General features: G+C 72.0%; 16 protein-coding genes. 8 read left to right on the forward strand and 8 right to left on the reverse strand.

All coding sequences use genetic code 11. The features are described 5' to 3' along the window. The first annotated feature begins 183 nt into the window (after positions 1 to 183). Together DVS28_RS00075 and DVS28_RS29835 are read left to right on the forward strand one after the other, a co-directional pair. On the forward strand, positions 184 to 879 hold the full coding sequence (locus DVS28_RS00075) for a class E sortase (RefSeq protein ID WP_114589631.1): 696 nt from the start codon (positions 184 to 186) through the stop codon (positions 877 to 879). Beyond that, positions 876 to 1,001 (forward strand): hypothetical protein, encoded by a 126-nt coding sequence (locus DVS28_RS29835; protein ID WP_281273503.1) that lies wholly within the window; start codon positions 876 to 878, stop codon positions 999 to 1,001. Before DVS28_RS00075 ends, DVS28_RS29835 begins: the two co-directional genes overlap by 4 nt. On the opposite strand, the gene DVS28_RS00080 is transcribed toward DVS28_RS29835, so the two are convergent. Continuing rightward, positions 976 to 2,334, reverse strand: coding sequence for a glycosyl hydrolase family 18 protein (locus DVS28_RS00080; RefSeq protein ID WP_114589632.1), 1,359 nt, complete (start codon positions 2,332 to 2,334; stop codon positions 976 to 978). The genes DVS28_RS29835 and DVS28_RS00080 overlap by 26 nt on opposite strands. Before the next feature lie 169 nt (positions 2,335 to 2,503). On the opposite strand from DVS28_RS00080, the gene DVS28_RS00085 reads away from it, so the two are divergent. Genes DVS28_RS00085 through DVS28_RS00095 form a run of 3 tightly spaced genes read left to right on the forward strand, consistent with a single transcriptional unit; the run spans position 2,504 to position 7,039 of the window. Further along, entirely contained in the window at positions 2,504 to 5,746 is a 3,243-nt protein-coding gene (locus DVS28_RS00085) for a class I adenylate-forming enzyme family protein (protein WP_164709727.1), read from the forward strand. Positions 5,747 to 5,759: 13 nt separating this feature from the next. Next, positions 5,760 to 6,431 carry a TetR/AcrR family transcriptional regulator gene (locus DVS28_RS00090; protein ID WP_164709728.1) on the forward strand — a complete coding sequence of 224 codons (672 nt, stop codon included), beginning with the start codon at positions 5,760 to 5,762 and terminating at the stop codon, positions 6,429 to 6,431. A gap of 8 nt (positions 6,432 to 6,439) precedes the next feature. Then, complete coding sequence (locus tag DVS28_RS00095; RefSeq protein ID WP_245973572.1) at positions 6,440 to 7,039, forward strand: anthranilate synthase component II; 600 nt, start codon at positions 6,440 to 6,442, stop codon at positions 7,037 to 7,039. 545 nt (positions 7,040 to 7,584) lie between these two features. On the opposite strand, the gene pknB is transcribed toward DVS28_RS00095, so the two are convergent. The 7 genes from pknB to DVS28_RS00140 form a co-directional block, all read right to left on the reverse strand. Next, positions 7,585 to 9,528, reverse strand: a complete 1,944-nt coding sequence (gene pknB / locus DVS28_RS00100; protein ID WP_164709729.1) for a Stk1 family PASTA domain-containing Ser/Thr kinase — start codon at positions 9,526 to 9,528, stop codon at positions 7,585 to 7,587. A gap of 42 nt (positions 9,529 to 9,570) precedes the next feature. Then, entirely contained in the window at positions 9,571 to 11,052 is a 1,482-nt protein-coding gene (locus DVS28_RS00105; protein ID WP_114589636.1) for a peptidoglycan D,D-transpeptidase FtsI family protein, read from the reverse strand. Position 11,053: 1 nt separating this feature from the next. Further along, positions 11,054 to 12,436 (reverse strand): FtsW/RodA/SpoVE family cell cycle protein, encoded by a 1,383-nt coding sequence (locus DVS28_RS00110; RefSeq protein ID WP_164709730.1) that lies wholly within the window; start codon positions 12,434 to 12,436, stop codon positions 11,054 to 11,056. After that, the gene (locus DVS28_RS00115; protein WP_114589638.1) at positions 12,433 to 13,782 is read right to left on the reverse strand and encodes a Stp1/IreP family PP2C-type Ser/Thr phosphatase; all 1,350 of its coding nucleotides are present in this window, start codon (positions 13,780 to 13,782) and stop codon (positions 12,433 to 12,435) included. Before DVS28_RS00115 ends, DVS28_RS00110 begins: the two co-directional genes overlap by 4 nt. A gap of 7 nt (positions 13,783 to 13,789) precedes the next feature. After that, entirely contained in the window at positions 13,790 to 14,254 is a 465-nt protein-coding gene (locus tag DVS28_RS00120; RefSeq protein ID WP_114589639.1) for an FHA domain-containing protein, read from the reverse strand. A gap of 4 nt (positions 14,255 to 14,258) precedes the next feature. Beyond that, positions 14,259 to 15,092 (reverse strand): FHA domain-containing protein, encoded by an 834-nt coding sequence (locus DVS28_RS29070; RefSeq protein WP_216826297.1) that lies wholly within the window; start codon positions 15,090 to 15,092, stop codon positions 14,259 to 14,261. Between the two features lie 95 nt (positions 15,093 to 15,187). Continuing rightward, positions 15,188 to 16,282 (reverse strand): hypothetical protein, encoded by a 1,095-nt coding sequence (locus DVS28_RS00140; RefSeq protein ID WP_114589640.1) that lies wholly within the window; start codon positions 16,280 to 16,282, stop codon positions 15,188 to 15,190. Between the two features lie 148 nt (positions 16,283 to 16,430). On the opposite strand from DVS28_RS00140, the gene DVS28_RS00145 reads away from it, so the two are divergent. The 3 genes from DVS28_RS00145 to DVS28_RS00155 all read left to right on the forward strand — a co-directional run bounded on the left by DVS28_RS00145 (position 16,431) and on the right by DVS28_RS00155 (position 21,182). After that, on the forward strand, positions 16,431 to 20,078 hold the full coding sequence (locus DVS28_RS00145) for a penicillin acylase family protein (RefSeq protein WP_114589641.1): 3,648 nt from the start codon (positions 16,431 to 16,433) through the stop codon (positions 20,076 to 20,078). A gap of 136 nt (positions 20,079 to 20,214) precedes the next feature. Continuing rightward, entirely contained in the window at positions 20,215 to 20,727 is a 513-nt protein-coding gene (locus tag DVS28_RS00150; protein ID WP_164709731.1) for a DUF2617 family protein, read from the forward strand. Then, complete coding sequence (locus DVS28_RS00155) at positions 20,724 to 21,182, forward strand: DUF4247 domain-containing protein (protein WP_114589643.1); 459 nt, start codon at positions 20,724 to 20,726, stop codon at positions 21,180 to 21,182. Before DVS28_RS00150 ends, DVS28_RS00155 begins: the two co-directional genes overlap by 4 nt. Positions 21,183 to 21,208 lie beyond the last annotated feature (26 nt).

The raw sequence follows: 21,208 nt of genomic DNA on the forward strand, positions 1-21,208 counted from the left end.
CCGCCACCGTGCGCCGATCGAGGCACGCGGGTGGGGGGCGTCCGGTCGACCCGCCCCGACGGACGATCGGCTGTGCCCGTCGACGCGGCTACCCTCGCGCGTGGACCGTGACGTGGCGTCGCCCGCTCGTCGCCCACGCGGTCCCGATGTTCCCGCCCTTCGACGACCCGGATCCTCCTCATCATGCGTACGGCCTTGCGTTCCCTCGGCTGGCTGTTCATCGCCGGCGGTGCCGTGCTGGCCCTGTACCTCGTCTACTCCCTGTACTGGACGGGCATCGCGACCAGCAGGGCCCAGGAGCAGTTCCTGGACGACTGGGTCCTCGAGGTCGGCGAGCTCGACGACGGTGGCGACCCCCTGCTCCCGGTCGAGACCGAGCAGCCGTTGTCGGCCGTCGAGGTCGGCGAGGCCGTTGCGGCCCTGCAGTTCCACCGGCCGGGCAGCGCAGAGCAGCCGGTGTACGAGGGCCCGTTGTTCATCGTCGAGGGTGTCAACGCCGAATCGCTGAGCGAGGGACCAGGCCACTACCCGGGGACCGCCTACCCCGGTGAGCAGGGCAACTTCGCGGTGGCCGGACACCGCACCACGGCGGGCGCACCCTTCTACGACCTCGAGACCCTCGAGACCGGGGACGAGATCCACGTGACCGACCGCAACGGGGTGCGCTGGGTCTACGAGGTCGTCGAGCAGCGGATCGTCGACCCGTCGGAGAACTACGTGCTCGGGCAGGACCCGATCGGCACGGGTGCGCCGGTCCTGACGCTCACGACCTGCCATCCTCGCTGGTCCAACCGCGAACGCCTCATCGTGTTCGCCGAGCTGGCGGCCGACCAGCAGCAGACCGCGTCCGCACCGTCGACCGTGACGACCGCGTCGTGAACCCGTGGCTTCGTGGCGGCCTGATCACCGTCGCCGTCCTGGTGGTCGTCTACTTGCTCTTCACGGTCGTCTTCCCGTGGGTCGAGATCCGCTACGTCACCGACCCCGTGCTCGGCGCCTGATCCGCCAGCGGATCGTGTGGGCGATGCCGACCAGCCCGAGGAGGGTGGCGGCGGCCAGCGTGACCATGTCCTCCTCGCCGGGGGTGGCGACGTCCGTGCCGTCCACCGGTGACGGCTCGGTGATCGGCTGATCCAGAGGCTGGGTCGCCACGGTCGGTTCCCCGGATGGTGTGCCGCCGGCGGGCACCGCACCCTCCTCCACAGCAGCATCCGCGGCCGCGGTCGGGGCCGTGCTCGCGGGAGCCGTGGCAGGGGCTGATGTGGTCGGGACCGGCTCCACCGTCGAGCCGGGCGCCGACATGGCCGCCAGCTGGGCGTCCAGCGCGGTCCACACGTCGGGCTGCTCGAACCCGGCCCGCCAGGCGGCGATGCCGGCGAGGCCGTGCACGTCGACCAGCTCGGCCTTGCGCTGCAGGCTCGCGACGTCCTCCAGCCACACCCGGTTGGGACGTCCGTGCTCGTCGGTCCAGGTGTGCAGGTCCTGCCCGGCAACCGGGTCGTAGGTGACCGCCTGGGACCGTTCGGCCACACGGTTGGCCATGGCGGCCATGCCGAGCGTGGCCTCAAGCGAGATGCCGTCGCGCGCCGAGGCGTCGGTGGCCCAGTGCCGTGCGTACAACGGCAGGCCGAGGACGACCTTCTCCGCCGGCACCGTGCGCAGCAGGTACTCGGTGGACTCGCTGACCCACTGCAGCCCGGCCACCGGCCCGTCGCGCCGCAGGGAGTTGTGCTGGTCGTAGCTCATCAGCATCACGTAGTCGGCGACCTGTCCGAGGCCCTCGCGGTCGAAGGCGGTCGACCAGTTGCCCAGCACCCACGTGTCGGTCATCGCGGTCACGTCCACGGACACGATCACCTCCGGCAGGGCCTGCTCGAGCTCGCGAACGATATCGGTGAGGAGGAACCGCGTCTCGTCGTGGAGGTTCTCGAAGTCCACGTTGACGCCGTCCACCCCCGACCGCCGGACCTCGGCGACGATGCCGTCGACGACCCGCTGTCGCAGGGCCGGGTCACGCAGCACCTGATCGGTCAGGTCGGGGTCGATGTGGTTGCCGAAGAGGGGCCACACCGCGAGGCCCCTTGCCTGTGCCCACGCCACGAGGTCGTCGTCGGTGTCGAGCTCCAGCCCACCCGGATCGTCCTCGTCCAGGTACCACCACGTCGGGGAGATGGTGGTCAGGCCCGCCATCGCCTCGATCTGCGCACGGTAGTCCGCAGAGGACCCACCGTAGAGCCAGGCGAGGGACACGTGGCCGTCCGCGCGGAGGTGGGGGGTGTCGGCCGGTACCGCGGCGGCCGAGCCCGGTGCACCGCCGGTGAACAACAAGACCATGGCCGACAGCAGGATCCCTGCGACGACGGCCCGTGCTGGAGGGACTAAGGTGCGTACGGAGCCCACCCGGGTCAACGTACCAGCGTGCCCACGGCGCCGCCGACGAGGTTCGCACGGGTGGATACATGATGGAACAATGCGGCGTCCACGAACCAAGAAGGCGGCAGCGGTGTCCAGAGACGAAACGAGCGCGAAGGAGCGGGCCGAGCTGGCTCGGCAGCAGGCCGAGGAGGCCCGCCGCAGCGCTGCGCGTCATGCCGCCGCCCGCCGGGCCGTGCAGGACTCCGCCCGTCGCCAGGTTCCGGACCGTCGACCCCCGGCGCTGAGCCGCAAGCCGGGCCTGGAGTTCCGCGGTGGTGGCATCAGCGTGGACCCGACGGTCACGCGAACCCGCCCGACCCCGCCGACCCCCGAGGTCGAGCCGGCTCCCGAGCGCCGGGAGGCACCGCCCGAGCCCAGCTCCGACAACGGCAGGGCGGCGCGACCGCGTCCCAGCACGCCGGCCCGCCGTACCGGGGACCGGCCGCAGCCCCCCGCCACGCTTCGCACCCTGCCGCCGGTGGCCCGTCCGCGCCCCCCGGCGGCCACGCCCCCCGACACCAACCTCCCGGCGTCGACGTCGGCCCCTGTCGAGGAGGCCCCGGAGCCGGACCTCGACGAGCCGACCGAGCAGCCGTCGTCGACGACCTCCACCGCGGCACCCGCAGCGGCGACCGTTGCAGGCACGCCCGCGGTTGCCGACCCGCAGCCCGAGGCCGCGGAACGCCTGGGTGCGTTGACCGGCCTGCCCACCGACATCCCGGCGCTTCCCGACCCCCCATCGCAGGACGCACCCGAGGAATCCGTTGCGCGTGGTGCCTCCGAGGCACCGGAGGCGGCGGAGTCGGCTGTCGACACGGCCGCCGAGTCCACGGCGCCCGACGACATCCCGGCCCTGCCCACCCCACCCATCCGAATGGTGACCGCGCGCGACCTGGAGGCCTCCTCCGCTCGCGCAGGCGCGGTCCAGGACTCGGTGGCGGACGAGGCGCCGGCGGAGCCCGCGGTGGACGACCGTCCCGTCGATGCCGACATCGAGGCCCCGGCTTCGGTCGTCGAGCCGACTGCCGACGACGACGCCCCGACGATCGTGGCGACGTCGGACACACCGCCGGTCGACGACGAGGCGCCCACCCTCGTGGTCGCGTCCGAACCCTCCGCCGTGGAGCCCGAGGGCAACGAGGACGACGGCGTGACGGTGGATGCCGACGACCCCGACGTCGATGCGCCCGCCCTCGTGCTGCCCCTCCCTCCGTCGCGGCCGGAGATGCCGGACACCGACGGACCAGTCGACGGTGGCGCCCCCGCCCCGCTGTCGCTGTCGACCGTGTCGATCGACGTCTCGTTGCCGACCGGCGACGAGGACCCCACGCTCGTGGCCGAGGCGTCACACGTGGAACCGTCCGACGACGTGGAACCGTCCGACGACGCATCCGACGACGAGGCGCCGGCTGTCGAGGCCGAGGCCAGCGACGGGGTAGATGCCGTCCCGGGCGATGCGGTCATGGACGCGGAGGTCGCTCCGGAGGCTGACGACGACGCCCCGGTCGTCGACACGGCGGACACCTCCTCGATGGAGGGAGCGGACCGCACGGTCGACCTGTCCCAGGTCCTCGACCAGCTGCCCTCGGCCGCGGACGCGCCGCAGGCGATGCCCGAACGGCCCTGGATCCGGCTGTACCCGCCGGGTGTGCCCGACACCTATCGCTACCCCCTCGTGCCGATGACGCGGCTCCTCGACGACGCGGCCCAGGACTTCCCCGACGCGACCGCGGTGCAGTTCCTCGGCACCGAGACGTCCTACCGCGCACTGGGTGAGCAGGTCGACCGCCTGGCCACCGCCCTGCTGCAGCTCGGCCTCGGTCGCGGCGACCGCGTGGGCGTGGTCCTCCCGTGGTCCCCCCAGCTCGTCCTCGTCCTCCACGCCTGCTGGCGTGCCGGCCTCGTCGCCGTCGTCTGCGACCCCGACGCCGGTCCCGAGGTGGTGCTCAGGCAGATCGACACGGCCGCACCGACCGCGCTGGTGGTCATCGACACCACCTACCCGGCGCTCGCCGCCTCCAGGGACCAGCTGGCCAGCGTGCAGCACGTGGTGACCACGGGCCTGCTCGACGTCCTGCCGGCCATCCGTGCGAAGGTCCAGGCCGTCAAGCTTCGCCTGCCGGCCATCACGATCCCCGCCGAGGACGGCGTGCTGTCGCTCAACGACATCCTGGCGCAGGCTCCCGCGGCCACTCCCCAGGTCGAGCTCGCCGTCGACGAGGCCACCGCCGTGGTCGTCTTCGACGGTGACAACCCCGTGGCCCTCAGCCACCTCAACATGATCGCCGCCAGCTTCCAGGCCCGCCTGTGGGTCCCGGATGTCCAGGCCGGCAAGGAGTCCGTCGTCCTCGTGGGCAGCCCGGCGTCGGCGTTCGTGCTCACCGCGGGCCTCGGACAGGCCCTGCTCTCGGCCGCCACCCTGGTGCTCCCGGAACCCCGTTCCGGTGCGGCTGCCCGAGTCGTGGACGACATGCGCCCGAGCCTGCTGGTGGGAACCGACGCCGGCCTGACCGACCTGCTGGCGCCGGAGTCCAAGCGACGCGACCTGACCTCGATCCGGGTGACCCTGTCGGCCGCGCCCCCCAGCGAACCCGCCATGGCGGCCGCCATGCGCAACCGGACCGGCGGCCGCTTCCGCACCGCCGTCTCCGGTCAGGCCGTCGGCGGCATGGTCGCGGCCCAGCCGGTGTACGGCGAGTCGCGAACCGGCATCCAGGGCCTGCCGATCACGGACACCGAGGTCGCCGTGGCGGCCGTCGGCAGCGACGGCGTCGGCACCCTCGTCGCCCGCGGCCCCCAGGTCCCCGGCGACGACGACACCTGGGCGTCCACCGGGTACCTCGGGCAAATCGACGACCGTGGTCAGGTCAAGGTCGTGGGTCCGGCCGACCGTGTCGTCAGCCACACCGGCGGTACCTCCGACCCGACCGTGCTGGCCACCGCGCTGCGTCGCACCGACGGTGTGCTCGATGCCATGGTGCGGACCGAGGTCGAGGACGGCGACCTGCTGATGACCGCGGCCGTCATGGTGTCCGACGACACGGTGACCGAGGAGCGGCTGATCGCCCGCCTCGGCGAGGTCGTCCCCAACCAGGCGCCCCCGGGACGCTGGACCATCACGGTGGTCACGCCGCCGGAGCCCGCGGTGGAGGGTGCTGATGCGCCTGCCGCCGGGGACGTCGTCGATGGCCCCACCGCCGACGACGCAGGTGCAGCACCTGCCGTGGACGGGTCCGCGGACGCGGGTGCCGAGGACGACAGCTCCGGCCCGACGGGGTCGGCCGCCGCCGACCACGGGACCGTGGGCCCGCTGCCGCTGCCGCCCCGCTGAGGGTGGGCTGCTGATGCCGACCCGCGACGCCTCCCGGACCCGCTCCCGCGCACGTCGCGGTGACGGTGCCCGGCTGCGCGAGGAGATCCTCGAGGCCGCGACCGAGCTGTTGCTGGAGACCGGCGACGAGGCGGCCGTGTCAGTGCGGGCCGTCGCCACCCGGGTCGGCGTCACCCCTCCCTCCATCTACCTGCATTTCGCCGACAAGAACGAGCTGCTGTTCGAGTGCTGCAGCACGCTGCTCGGCCGGCTGCGGCGCGACATCCTGCAGTCCGCCACGGCGCTGGAGGACCCCGCCGAACGGCTGCGGGTTGCCGCCCACGCGTTCGTGCGCTTCGGGATCGACAACCCCGAGCCGTACCGCATCATCCTCATGTCCCCCCACCACGACCTCCCGGCGGGGTTCGACCCGCAGGCCTACGAGGGGTTGCTGGCGTTCAACGCCCTGCGAGGCCTCGTGGCCGATGCCATGGACGAGCGGGCCGGTGATCCGGACGACCCGAGCTCGCCGGCGTCGATGCATGCCATGGGACTGCTCATGGCGGTCCACGGCGTGACGAGCATGATGGTGGCCAAGGCCGTGGAGCCCATCGACTTTCCCTGGCCGGACGTGGACCGCCTCGTCGACCACGTCATGGACGTCCACCTGGCGGCGATCCGCCGCACCGCCACCCCACCCCGATAGGCCATCCCGTGACACGGATCCTGCTGATCGACAACTACGACAGCTTCACCTACAACATCGCCCAGGAGCTCGGTGAGCTGGGTGCGGACGTCACGGTGACCCGCCACGACGCGTTCGTCCTCGAGGACGTCGCCACGGACCGGCCCGACGGCATCGTCATCTCGCCCGGCCCGGGTACCCCGGACGACGCGGGCCTGTCGATGGACGTCATCCGTCGGTTCGCAGGGGACATCCCGATCCTGGGCGTGTGCCTCGGCCACCAGTGCATCGCGCAGGTCTACGGCGCGACGATCGTGCAGGCCCCCGAGCTGGTCCACGGCAAGGTGTCGGCCATCCACCACGACGGCCGCGGCGTCTTCGCCGGCCTTCCGCAGCCGTTCGACGCCACCCGCTACCACTCCCTCGTCGCTGACCCCGCCACCGTGCCCGACGTGCTGGAGATCACCGCCCGCACCGGCCCCGAGTCGACCCACCCCGACATCATCATGGGCCTCCGCCACCGCGAGCTCGCCGTCGAGGGCGTCCAGTTCCACCCCGAGTCCATCCTCACCCGCAGCGGCATGAAGCTCCTCGGCAACTTCCTGGCGGAGTTACCGGTCAAGGTGTAGGAGGAGGGCTGGGTTTGCTGGTCCGCGTTGTTTGTTGGTCCTCGCTCCGCTCGTCGGGTCCTCGGGCTCTGACCCGACGAATCACTCCCTCGATTCTCGGCCCTCGCTCCGCATCGGGCACTGCGAGCCTCACTCGCGTTTCGTCGGCGCCCTGCGGCGGTGCATGGGAACCTCTGTGGGCTGCGCACACGACGGTGTGTGCGTTCCCCCGCTCCGTGTGCTGCTGATCGCACCTACCCTCACCTGCCGTGCGACTTGGACGCCGTCAGGAGGCATGCAAGCCACACGAGCCCTCACCCCGGGTGCGGTCGACCACCCTCAGAGGTGTCCAACGCACACGCCACCCTGACCACCGCAGCCGAACCGGGCACCGGCCGCCGCAGGGCGCCGGCGATCCGTGAGCAAGACTCACAGCCACGAGCCTGCGAGAGGCGAGAATCGGCGCAGCGGATCGGCGGTTACGAGCCCGAGGACCGTCCGAGCGCAGCGAGGCAGTGTGAAAGGACCCGACGAGCGGAGCGAGGACCAACAAACAACCCGAGGACCTACTCCGAGGGAGCGGGGACCGTGGGGGGTGGGGCTGGTTCGGGGGTGGGCTGGGGCTCGGGCTCGGTCGGGGTCGGCTCGGGCTGCTGGGTGGGGGTGGGCTCGGGCGGCTCGGTGGTGGGCTCGGGCTCGGGCTCCGGCTCCTCCGTGGTGGGCTCGGGCTCGGGCTCCTCGGTGGTGGGCTCCTCGGTGGGCTCCTCCGTGGACAGCACGATGGTGACGCGGGAGCCGATGAGGACGTCCTCGCCCGACTCGGGGTCGGTGCGGATGACTCGCCCGTCGCCGGTCACGGTTGCATCGGTCGTGGCGACCACGACGGCACACGGGGTGTCGTCCTCGCGGTCGCAGGCCCCCTCGATCAGCTCGCGGGCTGCCTCCTCGGTCAGGTCGACCACCGGAGGCATGCGGAACGTCTCCTGGCCGGCGGAGATCACGAGCGTGATGGCGGTGCCCTGCTCGACCTCGATGCCGGCGGCGGGCTGGGTACGGATGACCAGCCCCTCCTCCACGTCGGGGTCCTGGGCCGTCTCCTCCCCACCGACGACCAGGCCGTCGGCGGCGAGCAGCTGCTCGGCCTCCGCGGCCGTCAGCCCCATCACCTGCGGGATCCGGATCAACTCCGGCCCTTCCGACAGGATCAGCGTGACGGTGGAGCGGATGTCGACCGCCGTCCCCTCACCCGGCTCGGTCCGGAGGACGGTGTTGGGCGGTGCGGTGGCGCTGGGCTCGCGTTCGCCGATGGCCGGCTGCAGCTCGAGCGCGACGAGCGCCTGCTGGGCCGCGTCGACGTCCATGCCGATCAGCGACGGGACCTGCACCTGGGTGATGGCCTCCTCGTCGCCACCGAGGTCGGAGAACAGGAACCACGCGATGCCCACCAGCGCGGCGATCAGCACGACGAGGAACGCGTAGGCGGCGATGCGGCCGTAGTCCGGCCCGGACCGCTCGTAGTACTCGTCGCTGGGCCGTGGGGTCTCGCGGACCGGCGTCGCCACCGGGGCGGACGCCACCAGCGTGGGGTCGTGCGGGGCGGCGGTTCCCGCCTGCTGTCGCGGGATGGCCTGGGTGGCGGCGTAGGCGGCGGTCTGCCCGGCCGACGCGGCGACCTGCTGGCCAGCAACGGCACGGTTCAGGTCGTCGGCGAAGTCCTTGCCCGTCTGGTACCGCTGCGCGGGGTCCTTGGCCATGGCCTTGAGCACGACCGCCGACAGCGCCGGGGGGATGTCGGGGTTGATCGACCGGGGTTCGGGCGGCGCCTCGGACACATGCTTGTAGGCGAGGGTCACGGCGGTGTCGCCGGAGAACGGCTGCTGGCCGGTCAACATCTCGAACAGCACACAACCCAGCGCGTACAGGTCGGTGCGACCGTCGACCCGCTGTCCCTGGGCCTGCTCGGGGGCGACGTAGGCGGCGGTGCCGAACACCGCGGCGGTCTGGGTGACCGACTCGACGTTGACGGCCCGGGCGATCCCGAAGTCGGTGACCTTCACCCGTCCGTCGTCGCCGATCATGATGTTGGCCGGCTTGATGTCGCGGTGGACGATCCCGCGTTCGTGGGCGAAGTGCAGCGCCTGCGCGGCCTCGGCCCCGATCTCTGCGGCCCGGCGGGGCAGCACGCCCTCGCGCTTCATGATCTCGCGCAGCGAACGGCCGGCGATGTACTCCATGACGATGTAGGGCCGGCCGTCATCGGCGCCGGTGTCGTACACGCCGACGACGTTGGGGTGGTTCAGCGCGGCGGCCGACTGGGCCTCGCGGCGGAACCGCTCGACGAAGGAGTCGTCCCCGGTGTAGCGCTCGTGGAGCATCTTGACCGCGACCTGGCGGTCCAGCACCTCGTCGTAGGCCAGCTCGACGTCGGCCATGCCGCCCTGGCCGAGCAGGCCGCGCAGCACGTACCGGCCGGCGATGACGCGCCGATCCTGTCCGTCGGTGGTGCTCACTCGAGTGCCTTCTTTCTGTCGTGATCCGGGGAAGTGCAGGCGTCAGATCCCCAGCGCTGCTGCCATAACCGTACGGGCGATCGGGGCTGCGATCCCACCACCGGTGCCGGACTCGCCGCCGTTGCCGCCCTCCTCGACGACCACGGCGACGGCGACACGCGGGGCCTCGGCCGGCGCGAAGCCGATGAACCACACGTCCGGCGACTGCCCCTCGCCCTGCTCGGCGGTGCCGGTCTTGCCGGCGACCTGCACCCCGCCGATGGCGGCGTTGGTCCCGGTGCCGTTGTTCACGACCCCGACCATCATGTCGGTCAACGTGGCCGCGGTGCCCGGACTGACGGCCTGGGAGCCGTCGCGGCTGGGGATGGACTGCGGTTCGGCGGGGTAGTCCCGCAGCACCCGTCCGGCGTAGTCCTGCACCTCGGTGACCAGCCGTGGGCGCATCATCACGCCACCGTTGCCGATCGCGCCGGCGATCATCGCCATCTGCAGCGGCGAGACACGGACGTCACGCTGCCCGATGGCGGACTGGGCCGTCTGCGGCGGGTCCAGTTCGGTGGGGATCCGGCTGGTTGCGGTCGGGACGTCGAACTCGATGTCAGTGTTCAGCCCGAACGACTGGGCCGTCTCGACCAGGGCGTCCGCACCGATGTCCAGGCCGATCAGGCCGAAGGTGGTGTTGCACGACACCTCCAGGGCACGGCGGAGGGTGATGGTGCCGCCGGCGCAGCTGCGACCCGACGAGAAGTTGCCGATCTGCGCGGTGGTCTGCGGCAGGTCGAGGAACGGCGGGTCGTCGAAGGTGTCCTCGGGGCTGCCCCCGCGTTCCAGCAGCGCAGCTGCGGTGACGACCTTGAAGGTCGATCCGGGGGCGTACAGCTCGCTGGTGGCCCGGTTCAGCCGCGGGTTGGCGGGGTCGGCCTCGAGCCGCTCCCACGCCTCGCGGATGGCTGTCCCGTCGTGGCTGGACAGCTCGTTGGGGTCATAGGTGGGGCTGGACACCATGGCCAGCACCGCACCGGTGCGCGGGTCGATCGCCACGATGGCGCCGGTCTGGCCGCCGAGCGCCTGGACGGCGGCCTCCTGCACCGCCGGCACGATGGACGTGACGACGGTGTCGCCCTGCCGTTCGCGACCCTGCAGGGCGTCGGCGAGGTTGCGGAACAACGCGTCGGGCGAGGACCCCTGGAGGAACTCGTTGTAGCGCTGCTCGAGCTGCGTACGGGCGTAGATGAAGGAGTGGAAGCCGGTGACGTGGGCGTAGGTCGGGCCGTCGCTGTAGACCCGCTGGAACCGCAGCTGGTCCTGGGTGTCCTGGGACCGGGCGATGGTCCGCTGCTGCGTCCCGCTGCCCGCGGTGATCGATCCGCGCTGGATCTCGTACTCCGCCAGCAGCTGGCGGCGGTTGCGTTCGTCGCGGGCCAGGTCGTCGGCCTGGATGACCTGCAGCCAGTTGAGGTTCACGAACAGCAGCCCGAACAGCACGAACACGGCCCATGCGGTGTGGCGGATGGATCGGGTCATCTCAGCCGTCGATCCGGGCGAGGTCGGCGCGGGCCGAGCGGCGGGCCACCGGGGCACGGGCAGCGGACACCCGCACGAGCAGGGCGATCAGGACGTAGTTGGCCAGCAGGCTGGAGCCACCGTAGGACACCAGCGGCAGGGTGATGCCGGTGAGGGGGATCAGGCGGCTGACCCCGCCGACGATGACGAACACCTGCAGGCTGAACACGAACGTCAGCCCGGCTGCCAGCAGCTTGGAGAAGTCGTCGGGCGCCCGCAACGCCGTCACGAACCCGCGGCCGGCCAGCAGGAAGTACAGCAGGAGGACGGCGGTGGTGCCGAGCAGGCCGAGCTCCTCACCGATCGCGGAGAAGATGAAGTCGGTCTCCACGTCGGGGATCAGCTCGGGGTTGCCCTGCCCCCAGCCCACGCCGGCCACCCCGCCGGTGCCGAAGGCGAACAGCGACTGCACCAGCTGGAAGCCCGACCCCTGGGCGTCGGCGAAGGGGTCCAGCCAGATCGACACGCGGGTCTGCACGTGGCTGAACACCGACCACGACGCGAGCGCCCCGGCCCCGAAGAGCGCTCCGCCGAAGACGACGTAGGCCAGCCGACCGGTCGCCATGTAGAGCATCGCCACGAAGATGCCGAAGATCAGCAGCGACAGGCCCAGGTCCCGCTCGAAGACCAGCACGCCGAGGGAGACGAACCAGGCGAGCGCCACCGGCCCGAAGGCCCGTGCCGGCGGGACGTGGAGCGGACCCAGGCGCGACGTGGCGGCCGACAGCAGCGCCCGCTTCTCGGCCAGGTAGGCGGCGAAGAAGATGACCAGGCCGATCTTGGCGAACTCGCCGGGCTGCAGCGAGAAGCCGCCGGGGATCCGCACCCAGATCCGCGAGCCACGACCGAAGTCGGTCCCGAGGACGGGCAGGAGCGGAGTCATCAGCGCCACGACGGCGGCGAGGCCGATGATGTAGCGGTACCGGTCCAGCACCGTGTGGTCGCGCAGCAGCAGCAACGTCCCCGCGAACAGCGCCACGCCCACGATCGTCCAGATCGTCTGCAGCGGCGCGAGCTCCAGCCCGCTGTCACGGGACGCCTCGGCGAAGTCGACCCGGCGGATCATCACCAGGCCGATGCCGTTGAGGAGGAACGCGATCGGCAGCAGCAGCGGGTCGGCACCCGGCGCCAGCCGTCGGCTGACCAGGTGGGCGGCCGCGGCCAGCGCAGCGAGCGCTCCGCCGTAGGCCAGCAGCCCGGCGGGGATCACCGGTTCCTGGGCCAGGCCCACCAGCGTGTAGGCGCTGAGGGTGATGATGATCGCCAGGACCAGCAGGCCGACCTCGGTGTTGGCCCGCCGCCGCACCTCCGGGGTGCCCCGGAGCTGGTCGAGCGACACGCTCACGAGCTGGCCGGAGCGGGCGTGGGTCGTGGCGCGGTGGTCGGTTCCGGAGTCGGGCCGGGCGCGTCGGCCCCGATGGTCGGGGGGTCCTTGGGTTCGCTGGTCGGCGTGGGGGACGGCGTCGGCGACTCGGTCGGCAACGGCTCCTCCGACTCGACCTCCAGCTGCGGTTCGAGGACGTCGCTGACGTGCATGCGGGCCTCGGCGAGACTGGAGAAGGCGATGCCGCCCTCCAGACCCGGGTGCAGGCCCTCGGGCAGGTCGTCGAGGCCGAAGGACTCCGACTCGACCAGCCCGATCGAGAACGCGGGGATGCCCCTGTAGATGCCGACCTGGCCGTCGTCGTCGACGCCGACGAAGAAGCTGCGGTTGAGCAGCAGCAGCGCGCCGCCGATCAGCACCGCAAGCACCAGCAGCACGCCGAGGAGGGTCGCGCCGAGGCGACGCCGGCCCGAGCTGCGTTCCTCGGCCTGCACCTCCTCGGGTTCCTCGCTGCCGCCGCCCAGCTCGGCAAGGCGGCGGGCGTCCAGCTGTGCGGGGTCGCCGAGCTCGGCGGTTGCGTCGTCGTCGGAGGACGTCGCCGGACCCGGCATCGCCGCGGGGGCGGTCACGGTGCCGTCGCCCTCGACGCGCAGCAGGACGCAGGTGATGTTGTCGGGCCCGCCGCCGGCGTTGGCGGCGTCGATCAGGCGACGACAGGCGATGTCGCCGTCGTCCTCGGTCATCAGGATCTCGGCGATCAGCGACTCGCTGACCGGTCCGGTCAGGCCGTCGGAGCACAGCAGGACCTGGTCGCCGGGTGCCAGCTCCAGCGGCTCGACCATGGTGTCGACCTGCACGCCGAGCTCAACGCCGATGGCGCGGGTGATGACGCTGCGCTGCGGGTGGCTCGCAGCCTGCTCCTCGGTCAGGCGGCCCTCCTTGACCAGCTGGTTCACGAGGGTGTGATCCTCGGTGAGCATCTCCAGCATGCCGGCGCGCAGCAGGTAGGCCCGGCTGTCGCCGACGTGGGCGAGGTGCAGCCGCGACCCACGGACCATCACGGTGGTCAGGGTCGTGCCCATGCCACGCAGGTCGGGGTCGGCGGCGGCGCGTTCGAGGACGAGCTCGTTGGCCTGGCTGACGGCGTGGGACAACGCGTCGGTCGCGGCCTGTGGGTCGCGGTAGGTGCCACCGTCGATCTCGCGGAGCGGCATGAGGGCTGCCTCGGAGGCGACCTCGCCAGCGGCGTGGCCACCCATCCCGTCGGCAACCGCGAAAACGGTGCGACCGGTGAGGAAGTTGTCCTCGTTGATCTCACGGATGCGGCCGACGTTGGAGTAGCCGAAGGCATGGACGACAAGGGTCATTCCCGGCTCATCTCCTGACTTCCACTGTGGTCCGACCGAAGGAGATCTGGTCGCCGGCCCGCAACGGCGTGGGTGCCGTCAGGCGGACCTGGTTGAGGAACGTACCGTTCGTCGAGCCCTCGTCGGTCAGCGTCCACCCGTCTCCGTCGAAGTCGATGCGGGCGTGGAAGTCGCTGGCGTAGAGGTCGGTGAGGACCACCGACGCGGTCTGGTGTCGGCCGAAGGTCACGCTTCGCCCCTCTTCCAGCGGCAGGACACGCGGGGCGGAATCGGGGAAGTGGATGACCAGCTCACGGGGACGGGCACGCTTCTGCTTCGGTTGGCGGCCGCGCGCGGCGCGTGGCTGGCTCGACGCCATGGCCGGTCCGGGGTTGGCGACGTCCTTGATGACCCATCGGACGGCTCTGGCCACGAAGGCGTACAGCAGGACCAGGAAGAGGACCTGCAGCGCGGTGAAGACGATGGGCGGCACGTCATCAGCCCGTGAGGAGGAAGGTGAAGGTGATGTCGCCGACCTCGACCCGGTCGCCGGGCTTGATCTCGCTGACCTGGATGGGCTGGGCGTTGACGCGGACCCCGTTGGTGGAGCCGAGGTCGGTGATCGTCCAGCGCGACCCCTCCTGCTGCACCCGGGCGTGTCGTCGGGAGACCGCCGCACCGGTCAGGGTGATGTCGCAGTCGGGCAGCCGTCCGATGACCAGCTGTGGGCGGTCGAGGGTGAAGACCTTGCCGGTGTCGGAGCCCTGGACGGCTCGCAGGACCGGTGCGGTACCAGCCGCGGTGGCCGCGGGTTCGGGGCCGGTCGGGACAGCGGGCGCGGGTGCCGTGGGGGTCGCCGGCGCCGCCGGCGTGGCGGGGGCGGGCTGAAACACCGGCTCGGCGGGCAGCGGGGCGGGCGCCGGCTGGGACGGCGACGGGACACCGGCAGCCGCAGCCTGGCCGGGGGTCTCGGTCTTGCCGCGCAGCTCGAAGGTGCCGACGCGGATCTCCTCGGACCGTTCGAACTCGATGCGGATCGGGCCGTGCGTGCGCCAGCCCTTCTCGTCGGCGGTGCGCCGGGCGACGTCGGCCAGCTCGCGCTGCAGCGACCGGGTGAAGCCGCTGAACCGCTCCAGGTCGGTGGGGGAGAGGGTGAAGCGGTAGACGTTCGGCACGAACACCGCGTCGACCCCTACCTGCTGGTAGTTGCCCTCGTAGCGCTGGACGGCCTTCGCCAGCTCGACCGGCTGCAGGCCGGAACGGAAAGCGCGCGCGAAGAAGCCCTCTACCGCGCCTTCCAATCTCTTCTCGAAGTCCCTGAGGATGCTCATGTGTGCGGTGCCTTGCCGGCGTCGTTCGCTCGTCGACGCTGGATGTTGCGGGAAGTCTACGGTCCGTCGCCGTCCCGCACGGGTGCCCCGTCGGGCTAGTCCGCAACCGGACGGTCGCGACGCGACATCAGGGGCTGCACGTGGAGGGCCACGACCCGGCCCTCGTCGAACCCGATCAGCAGGGGCATCGTGGTGCCGTCGGGCCATTCCAGCAGGGCCAGGACGTGCGCAGTTCCGACCAGGAGGTCGGCCACGTCGGGCCGTTCCCGTTGCCCATCCGACGCGGCGTCCATCGCCCGGCGCAGGGCGTCCACCACCGCCGGCGGGCCCAGGTAACGGGTTCCGTCCTCGGCGAGCAGCACCACGTTGTCGCCCATCAGCCGCTGCACCGCCGGCCACCCACCGGTGCGAGCGGCACCCACGAACTTCTGTCCGACCCGCCGGTGCGACGGCGCGAAGGAGTCCGATCGCCGGACGTGCATGACCAACAGCTGCTCGATGCGCCAGTGGGCGACCTGCTCGGGACCGATGCCGATCAGCCGGGTGAACAGGGCTTCGTGCAGCACCCGGGCGTAGGGGTCGTCGCGCACGTAGGTCAAGCGCTGCCAGGCGTCGTCGAGGTCGTCGCCGATCCAGTGGATCAGCAGCAGGGCCGGACAGTTCGAGGTCGGCTCCTGCAGCCAGATCCACTCCTCACGGATCGAGGCGTCGGCCAGGAACTGCCCGTGGGCTCGGGACAGGTCGCCGTGCTCGATGCGTTCCACGAGCGACCGGACCGCATCGATGCCCTCCGTCGGGATGGGCAGCGCGAACATGGTCTGGCTGCCGGCAGTCGCGGTCGCCATCGTGGTGGTGCCGCTGAGCAGGTGCACCTGCGGCAGCGCGGCCCCCACCGGGTCGAGTCCGTGGATCTGTCCGACGACCTGTTCGGCCATCCAGTCGTCGTGGCGGTTGCCGGTGCCGATGCGGGACAGGCCGACACGGTCGAGGTCGTCGCAGTCCCAGAGGACCAGCGACAGCGGTGGGGTGCCGGCCCCCGTCTGCATCCACCAGCGTTCCTTGAAGATGCCGCGCTCGAGCAGGTGCTGGCGGTGTTCGGTGGCCCGACGGACCGGGATCTCCCCAGCGGTCGCACGCCACTCGTCCTGCTTGTGCGGCAGGAACGGCACGGCGAACGCGAAACGAGGCATGGGGAGACGGTCTCTTCGGGTTGTGGAGGGTGCTCCCCACCGGCACCCACCACGGATCGTAGTGCTTCCCCGGCCCCGGTGACCCCCCTTCCGGGCATTGGTACCCACCGCGAGGGCTCGTGCGCGCTGCGTTGTTACCCTCCCGCGAATGCAGTCACGTCCGGTAGCCCTCTCCCTGTTCGTCATCGCCGCCCTCGTGGCTGCGCTCCTGGCCCCGGTCGTCGCGCCGGCCCGTGCGCAGGACGGCCCCGTCGACACCCCCCCGGACGGGGTGACCGCCGTGTCGTTGATGCCGCCGGGCAACTCGGGCTTCACGTCGGTGACCGACCAGGTCGCGGGCACGGCCGGGGGCAGCTTCGGTGCGCACACCGACGACCAGACGTCGATCTACTGGGGCCTGGAGGGGTATGCCGGCCAGGGGTTCCTGGACCCGGCCGACGCCGTGCGCACCGAGACGCTGCGCGACGGCGCGGTCCGCGTGTACTGGGACGAGTTCGGCACCCCGGCCATCCACGGCGACACCGCCGAGGATGTCTGGTTCGGCACGGGCTGGGCCGTCGCCCAGATCCGCCTGTTCCTCATGGACGCCGTCCGCCGTCAGGGCAGGGGGACCTTCGCCGAGCTCGTCGGGACCTCCGGCGTGCCGCTGGACGTGCAGACGCGCACCCTCACCTACAGCGACGCGGAGTACCAGGCCATCATCGACGGGTTGTCCGCCGATGCGTTGACTGCCGTCCAGGGTTACGTCGACGGCGCCAACGAGTGGATCGCGGAGGTCAACGCCAACCCCGACCTGCTGCCGGTCGAGTACGCGCTGCTGTCGACGCGACCCGAGCCGCTGGAGCTGATCGACATCGCGGCCGCCGGTGTGCTGATCACCCGATCCGTCGCGGCCGAGGGCGGCAACGAGATGGACAACGTCCGCCTGCTCCGCGACCTCGAGGACGCGCACGGTGAGGAGGAGGGACGGGCGATCTTCGCCGACCTGGTGTGGCAGGACGACCCGCTGGCGCTCACCACCGTCCCGCGGGAGGAGGGGACCTTCCCCAACTCGCCGCTGACCGACCTCGACGCATCGCTGGACGCCGCAGCGGACTTCGCGGCCACCCTCCCGCTGGAGCTGGCCGACGGGCCGGGCACGGGCGCCTACCCCGAACCGACCACCCTGCCGGCGTTCGCCGAATCCGGTGAGTCCACCTCCGACGGGTCCTCCTCCGACGACGCGGATGCCGTTGCACGGGCGCAGGCCTTCCGGGCCAGCGAGGCGCTGGCGGAGTGGGCGGCGTCGTTGCACGGTGGCTCGATCGGCATGGCCATCGGCCCGTCCCGCACCGCCGACGACAACGCCATGCTCATCAGCGGCCCGCAGCTCGGCTGGAGCTACCCGAGCCTGCTCGTGGAGTACGAGGTGCACGGCGGCGGCTACGACGCCCGTGGCGCATCCGTCCCCGCCCTCCCCGTTGTCGGCATCGGCTACACCGACCGGGCGGCCTGGGCCCTGACCACCGGCTACTCCAAGACCGTCGACAGCTTCATCGAGACGGTGCGCGACAACCCGACCGACGGCGGCCCGCTGCAGTACCTCCACGACGGGGAGTGGAAGGACGCCGACTGCCGCACCGAGACCATCGACTACCGCGAGTCCACCCAGGGCCTGCCCGTCACCCCGCCGCTGCGCTCGGTCGACGTGGACGTCTGCCGCACCGTCCATGGGCCGATCGTGGCCCAGGAGGACGGCAACGGCGAGCGGCTGGCCCGATCGGTGCAGTACCAGATGTTCGGCCAGGAGGTCGACACGATCGACGGTGTCCTGGCGTGGAACCGTGCGGAGTCCCTCGAGGACTTCGAGGCCGCCATGCGCCAGGTCACCTGGAACGAGAACACCACCTACGCCGACGCCGACGGGCACATCGCCTTCTGGCACCCCGGCGTCCACCACGAACGGCCTGCCAACGACCTGCGGTTCCCGCTGCCCGGAGACGGGTCGGCGGACTTCGGCGACCGCATCCCGTTCGACGACCTGCCCCACGCCGTCGACCCTGCCCAGGGGTTCCTCGTGAACTGGAACAACAAGCCGGCCCACGGCTGGCTCGACGGTGAGGGCATCGGCCCGACGTCGCGTCCCGGCGGTGCGGTGCAGCGGGCAGCCACCCCCGTCGCGCTGGCCGCCTCCCGTGACGACCACACCTTCGAGACCCTCCAGGCCATCGAGATGGAGTCGGCGCTGACCGACCCGCGCGCCGAGCCGTTCCTGCCGCTCGTGCTCCGGGCCCTCGAGGCGGGCGACGACGCTCGCCTCGGCGCCGTGGCCGACCTGCTGGCCGGGTGGAACACCCGCTTCTACGACCCGCCCAACGCGCCGACCACCTTCCGCGGCCCCGGCGGGCAGTCCTCCCTGGAGGACGGCACCGACGGTCCGGCAGCCACGATCTTCTCCGCGGTCGTCGACGCGCTCGTCGAGGAGGTGCTCGGCAGCGTGTGGGGCGGCCCGATCGCCGACGCCGACGCGGCGGCGGCCTGCAACTCCGGCCGCGGATGCCCCGACCTCGTGTCCCGTCAGCTGGGTGTCGGCGGCCACCGCTACGACATGTCCCCTGCCCTCAACCTGGTGCTGCGTGTCCTCGATCCGGCATCGTCCGGGTTGGCGGTCCAGCACGACTGGCTGGGTGACCGGACCGCCGACGACGTGCTCCTGGCCGCGGTCGAGTCGGCGCTGGCCACGCTGGAGGACCGCTTCGGCACCGACGACCTGTCGGCCTTCCGTCGGACGACCTTCACCACCGAGGTCAGCAGCCTGACCGGGGTGACCGGGCCGTCGTCGGTGCAGCCCTACCTGGAGCGTGGGTCCTACGTGCACCTGGCGACCTTCGACGGACTGCCGGCGCTGACCACCGAACGGGCCGGCGGTCCCGAGCGCGTCGCCACCTCGGTCGCTGCCGCGCTGGCGGCCCACCCCGACGGCACCGACACGGTCGTGCTGGCCGATGCGGGGACCTACCACGACGCCCTGCTGGCCTCGCCGCTGGCCGGGTTCCTCGACGCGCCGATCGTGCTGGTCGACGGGGCGCTCTCGGGGGTGTCCCGCGAGGGGATCGCCCGGCTGGGGGCGACCGAGGCGGTCGTTGTCGGGTCGCTGGTCGGCCCCGACGTCGCGGCAGAGCTGCAGGCCATGGGCCTGACCGTGCGTCGCGTGGGGGAGGGAGACCCGTTCGCCGTCGGTGCGGCCGTGGCTGCCGAGCTGCCCGGTGCCGTCGGCGACGACCGGGCCCCCGAGGCCTACGTCGTGACCGCCGACGGGTTCGCCGACGCGGTGTCGGTGACGGGTGTTGCGGCACGGACCCACCGGCCGATCCTGTTCGTCACCCGCGACGAGATCCCGCAGGCCACCGCCGAGACCATCGATGCGCTCGGCATCGAGCGGGTGGCCGTGGTCGGTGGCACCGCCGTGATCGCCGACGCGGTCGTGGACGGCCTGCCGGATCCGGTGCGCCTGGCCGGCCCCGAGCGGTACACCACCGCCGCGGCTGTCCTCAACCACGCCCGCGCGATCGACCTCTCCTTCGACACGCTGGTCCTGGCGACCGGGGCGAACTTCCCCGACAGCCTGACCGGGGGCCCGGTCGCGGCCGCGCTGGACGGCGTCGTCGTGCTGGTCAACGGACTGGACCCGGCATCGCCGGGGGCGGCCCTCGGCCACGCCCTGTCGCAGCGGGCATCCATCCAGCGGGTGATCGGGCTGGGCGGAACAGCCGTCGTCAGCGACGCCTTCCTGACGGCCGTCGGGACCGCCTCCTGAGCGGAGGATTACCGGGTGGCAACATCCGCCGGGAGGCGCCCGTTACCGGTATAGGGTGATGCCTCGAACGAGGGTCGGCGGACGTCGAGGGGGCGTCCGCACCGATTCGAGCGAGCCAGCGAGGGAGGGAAGGCCTGTGCACGAACCGATCGATCTCAACCCGGACCGGCTGACCGTCGCCTTCGGCGGCCCGCTCCAGCCGGCGCTGGCGAGCTCCACGCTGACCCTGCCGACCACGACCGTCGAGGTGGCCGTCCTGTCGGCATCCCACCAGGTCCGCACGCTGGAGGGGCACGCGATCGAGACCCTCGCCTGCAACACCGGTGGACGCATGCCGGGCCCTCGCCGGGTGATCGTCCACACCGGCGTCGACCGCTGGGACATGGCGTTCGACTACATCGTCGAGACCGTCGACCCGACCGGGTTGGCGGCGCTCGTCGGGCACCTTCGGGAGCGTGCCCGCACCGAAGGGGTGGTCCACGCCTTCCCCGGTCACCCCCATGCTGTCACCGCGGTCCTGCCCACACCGAGCGGCGACGGCTGGGCGACCTGGCACTGCTACCCCGAGCACGGCCGTGTCGCCCGCAGCACCACCACCGTCCTCGCCCACGACCGCATCGCGGTCGCCGTCCACGGAGCCAGCCGATGACCAGCCTCCGACCCCGCCCGACCTTCCTCGTGACCCTCGTCGTCCTGGCGCTGGCGCTGACCGGCTGTGGTTCCTCCACCAACCTCACCGAGGCCACCGCGTTCCTCGACGGCGCCTACAGCTACGACGCCGCCACGTCGCAGTGGCGGACCGGGGACGCGCCGAGCGTCGTCGCTGACAACATGCAGATCAACCTGAAGGCCGACGACAGCGTCCGCGAGTCCGGCAACTACTACCTGCGCGGCTCGGACTGGCTGGCGGTGGTCCGCACCGAGGCCGAGGGGTCCAGCATCGAGCTGGACGACTACGACGCCGGCTACCGGCGGCACAGCACCTTCATCGCCGGCTACTGGGGCAGCCGTCCCGGCTCCTACGGCCCGCGGTCCTCCGGGGGCAGCTCCGGCGGCGGCGGGTTCACCGGCGTCCGCGGCGGCGGCTCCGGCAGCGGCAAGTGACGTTCTCCATGCACCCCGACTTCACC

This window comes from Euzebya pacifica (assembly GCF_003344865.1).
Lineage (GTDB): Bacteria > Actinomycetota > Nitriliruptoria > Euzebyales > Euzebyaceae > Euzebya > Euzebya pacifica.